We start from the raw sequence: 4,050 nt of genomic DNA, 5'->3' as shown, positions 1-4,050 counted from the left end.
CCCCACGGCCCCCACCGGCCAGAACCGCCACGAGGAGCACCGGTCGTGGGGACCAGCCGCTCAACCGGAACCATCACGCCAGTACGACCAGCCACCGGAACCCAGCACCACCAGGGTACTTGTGTTATGCTGGTAAGCAGAAAAAAACAACAAGGAGTAATCATCATGAGCGACTATTTAGTGCGTGCAGTAACTGCGGATGGCATGTTCCGCCTCTTTGCGGTTGATGCTACAGACACGGTGAGCGAGGCGCAGCGGCGGCACGATACGTGGAGCGCGTCTTCGGCGGCTTTGGGTCGGGCCCTAATTGGTACCGGCCTATTGTCGGCAGCCGAACTGAAAAATGATCGAGACCTGATGACGGTGCGCATCAAGGGTGATGGCCCGGCTGGTAGCATTGTCGTTGATGGCACGAGTCACGGCACGGTGCGGGGTTACATTCAGGAACCGCACGTCCACCTGCCGCTAAACGTGGTGGGCAAGATTGATGTCGCTCGTGCAGTGGGTAAACGCGGCGTGCTCGCGGTGACCAAGTACCTAGATGGCGGCGCCCCCTTCACCGGCCAAGTTCCGTTGACGTCTGGGGAGCTAGGTGCTGATTTCACCTACTACCTTGCAAAGTCGGAGCAGATACCTGCGTCCGTGGGCGTTTCCGTCTTTGTGAATGCGGACAATTCGATTGCCGTTGCCGGTGGCTTCCTGGTCGAAGCTTTGCCGGGTGCCACGGACCAAGCGCTAGCTGATCTGGAAACGAACATCAAAACGCTCCCACTGGTATCCGAGATGCTGAAATCGGGACTGACGCCTGAGGAGATTTTGGACCGGATTGTGAATGGCCGTAAACTCATGGTGTTGGGCCAGGACGATTTTGCGTTTAAGTGTAATTGCAGCAAGGAACGGTTTGGTAAGGCGCTGAGCACGCTGAAACCCACCGAGATTAAGGCGATGATTGCTGAAAACGATGGTGCAGAGACCGTCTGCAAGTTTTGTGGACAGCATTACCAGTTTAGCGCGGCCGAACTGACGGCAATGTTGCCGTAGCTTGTGGTGAGCTTTGTGGGCGTGTTACACTATGCGTCAGACAAAAAGTTAGTGGATTAGTTGAGGTGAATGACAGTGAGTAGTTGGTTTATCGGGGATATCGAGATTCCCAATCAGGTTGTGGTTGCGCCCATGGCCGGGATTACTAACGCGGCTTTCCGCGTAACCGCCAAGGAGTTTGGTGCCGGGCTGGTTGTGTGCGAAATGATTAGCGACCGGGGAATCCAGTACCATAACAAAAAGACGCTGAACATGATGTTTGTTGATCCGCACGAACACCCGGTTTCTATCCAGGTGTTTGGCGGCACCAAGGACACTTTGGTGAACGCGGCCAAGTTTATTGATGAAAATACGAGTGCGGATATCATTGACATCAACATGGGTTGCCCCGTGCCGAAAGTCACTAAGACTGATGCCGGTGCTCACTGGTTGTTAGATCCGGACAAAGTATACGAGATGCTGGACGCCGTGGTGCAGAACGTCCACAAACCAGTGACGGTGAAGATGCGTACCGGTTGGGACAAGGACCACGTATTCGCTGTGGAGAACGCAAAGGCGGCGCAGGCGGCCGGGGTTTCGGCACTCGCGATGCACGGCCGGACGCGTAAGCAACTCTACTCGGGGCACGCAGACTGGGACATTCTCGCCAAAGTTGCAAGTGTTCTGGACATTCCGTTCATGGGGAATGGTGATGTGCGCACGCCGCAGGACGCCAAGCGTATGCTTGATGAAGTCGGCGCGGACGCGGTGATGATTGGCCGTGCTGCTTTGGGCAACCCGTGGCTGTTGGGTCAGGTCAAAACGTACTTGGAGACGGGAGAACTAATCTCGGAGCCAACGCCAACCGAGAAAATTCGGATTGCGGAAAAGGAATTGCACCGACTGGTTTTGTTGAAGACCGAGAAGGTGGCGGTGCCGGAATTCCGTAAGCAGGCAGCATACTTTCTGAAGGGCATCCCACGTTCATCGCGCACTAAGGCTGCCGTGATGTCCGTGAACACCGAGGCTGAGGTGGACGCCATTTTGGATGAGTTCGTTGATGGTCTAGAGGCACACCCCGTACTCAGATAGTGTTTGAGGTAGATGCAACTTGACTCCGGTCGGGTTGCTTTTTTGCTGTAAAATTGGCAAGATACAAGGGTATGTGAATTGAACGGAGGAAATAGCGTTGGCAGATAAGCAAAACAAGCAACCGAAGCAGCAGCCGTCCATGAACGACCAGATGCGGGTGCGCCGGGAAAAGATGCAGGCCTTACGGGACGAAGGAATTGATCCGTTTGGCCACCGCTTTGACCGGACCCACACGGCTGCTGATTTACAGGAACAGTTTGGTGCGTTTGATAAGGATGAACTCAACGACAAGCACGCCGAGGTAGTCATTGCTGGGCGGATGATGTCCAAGCGGGGCAAGGGCAAAGTCGGCTTTGCGGATATTCATGACCGTACTGGCAAGGCGCAAATATACGTCCGCAAAGACGTTGTGGGTGAAGATAACTATAAGATTTTCAAGAAGGCTGACTTGGGCGATATCCTGGGTATCGCCGGTGACGTCATTAAGACCGACATGGGCGAGCTCACCGTGCGGGCAAACCACGTCACGTTTTTGACCAAGGCACTGCGGCCCATGCCTGACAAGTATCACGGTTTAAACGATGTGGAAGCAAAGTACCGTCAACGTTACTTGGACCTGATTGCCAACCGCGACAGCTTTGACCGGTTCGTGCAACGGACTAAGATTGTCAGCGCTGTGCGCGAGTACTTAGACCAGAATGGCTTCTTAGAAGTGGAGACACCCGTCTTGCATAACCAGGCCGGTGGTGCCAATGCACGGCCGTTCGTGACGCACCATAACGCTTTGGATATTGATTTGTACATGCGCATTGCGCTGGAATTACACCTGAAGCGTCTGATTGTTGGTGGCATGGAGCGTGTCTACGAAATTGGTCGCGTCTTCCGTAACGAGGGTGTGGACACAAAGCATAATCCTGAGTTCACCGAGCTAGAAACATACGCCGCGTACTGGGATCTGGGCGACGTGATGGATGAGACTGAGGGTATCTTCCGCTACGTGTCGCAGAAGGTTCTGGGCACCGGCAAGATTACTTATCAGGGTCAGGACATTGATTTAGATGCCCCGTTTGCGCGTGTGCACATGGTCGACGCCATTAAGGAACGGACTGGTGTTGATTTCTGGAAGCCAATGACGCAGGCTGAGGCCCAGCAGTTGGCTCAGGACAAGCACGTTAAGGTTGAGTCGTACTGGCAAGTAGGTCACATCATCAACGCGTTCTTTGAAGAATTTGTTGAGGATACGTTGGTTCAGCCGACCTTTATCTATGGTCACCCAATTGAAATATCGCCACTGGCCAAGAAGGATGAAAAGGATCCGCGTTTCACGCAGCGGTTTGAGCTCTTCATTGATGGTAACGAGTATGGTAATGCCTTTACGGAGCTGAACGATCCCATTGATCAGCGGGAACGCTTCGAGGCACAGGCGGCCGAAAAGACTGCCGGTAATGACGAGGCACAACCAATTGATGACGACTTCGTGGAGGCTCTGGAATACGGCATGCCGCCAACTGGGGGCCTTGGTATTGGGATTGACCGACTAGTGATGTTGTTAACGGATGCCGCTTCAATTAGGGATGTGTTGCTATTCCCAACGTTACGTCCGTAGTCTAGACTTTTAGTAATCAACGCAAATTTCAAAGTGTCAGTAAAACATCGCAAAAATATTGCGGTGTTTTTTTGAGGGGTTTTTGGGGACATTGACGGGCTATTGGGGACGCGTGTTTCTATAAAAGCGAACAAGAAGGTTGGTAACTTGACAAAAGTTCGCAAAATAGCGATAACGCACCCTGGAAGGAGTACAATCCGCCGAAAATTCGTCTTGACGGTTTCTGGGCAAGTTGGTAAACTGTTTAAGTCGTCAAGTGATACGGCGTTCGCCAAGAGCGACGCGGGTTACGCAAACAATTTATCAATTAAAAAGTTGTTGACAGTGGCTTA

At 53.0% G+C, this 4,050-nt stretch carries 3 protein-coding genes; all 3 read left to right on the top strand.

The genetic code is table 11. From position 1 onward, the window contains the following. The first annotated feature begins 165 nt into the window (after positions 1-165). Positions 166-1,041 carry an Hsp33 family molecular chaperone HslO gene (hslO, locus tag LPA02S_RS11010; RefSeq protein WP_054649770.1) on the top strand — a complete coding sequence of 292 codons (876 nt, stop codon included), beginning with the start codon at positions 166-168 and terminating at the stop codon, positions 1,039-1,041. Positions 1,042-1,116: 75 nt separating this feature from the next. Beyond that, positions 1,117-2,112: a tRNA dihydrouridine synthase DusB gene (gene dusB / locus LPA02S_RS11005; protein WP_225355006.1), complete on the top strand. Its 996-nt coding sequence runs from the start codon at positions 1,117-1,119 to the stop codon at positions 2,110-2,112. A gap of 139 nt (positions 2,113-2,251) precedes the next feature. Beyond that, positions 2,252-3,718 carry a lysine--tRNA ligase gene (gene lysS / locus LPA02S_RS11000; protein ID WP_056956282.1) on the top strand — a complete coding sequence of 489 codons (1,467 nt, stop codon included), beginning with the start codon at positions 2,252-2,254 and terminating at the stop codon, positions 3,716-3,718. Positions 3,719-4,050: the final 332 nt, after the last annotated feature.

This window comes from Lacticaseibacillus pantheris DSM 15945 = JCM 12539 = NBRC 106106 (assembly GCF_001591865.1).
Taxonomy (GTDB): Bacteria; Bacillota; Bacilli; order Lactobacillales; family Lactobacillaceae; genus Lacticaseibacillus; species Lacticaseibacillus pantheris.
The sequence above is the reverse complement of the archived record's forward strand: the minus strand, read 5'-3'. Positions and strand labels throughout refer to the sequence as shown.